The sequence below is a fragment of the Nocardia alni genome (genome assembly GCF_019038435.1).
Classification (GTDB): Bacteria; Actinomycetota; Actinomycetes; order Mycobacteriales; family Mycobacteriaceae; genus Nocardia; species Nocardia alni.
Genome location: NZ_JAGPOX010000361.1, coordinates 1 through 434, shown reverse-complemented (window position 1 = coordinate 434; position 434 = coordinate 1). Strand labels below are relative to the sequence as shown.

Genomic DNA, 434 nt, shown 5'->3' with positions numbered 1-434 from the left:
TTCATCGAGCGCCTCGCGCAGATCACCGCCTCCAGCAGCACCTACCACGAGAAGATGGAGCGCTGCGCCGAGCAGATCGGCCGGGCCACGAGCTTCGACCAGATCACGCCGCTGCTGGAGGAGGTCATGGGCGCCACGCGCGCGATGGCGCTCGACACCCGCCTGACGCGCGATGAACTGCAGAACCTGCGCGAGCGTTCGGAGGCGCGCCACGCCGAGATCGCCAAGTTGCAGGAGGAGCTGGACCGCGCCAGCGCCCAGGCGCGCCACGATCCGCTCACGGGATCGCTGAACCGCAAGGGACTGGACGAGGCGCTGGAGCGCGAGGTGGCGCGCGCGCTGCGCAACGACGCGCCGCTCTGCGTGGCGCTGCTGGACGTCGACAACTTCAAGGCCATCAACGACCGGCTGGGCCACACCGCCGGGGACGAGGC

1 protein-coding gene is annotated in these 434 nt (G+C 70.5%); it reads left to right on the top strand.

Annotated features, from left to right (window positions below):
• Nucleotides 1–434: sensor domain-containing diguanylate cyclase (locus tag JZ791_RS47455; protein ID WP_216903985.1), on the top strand; the 434-nt coding region annotated here is incomplete at both ends.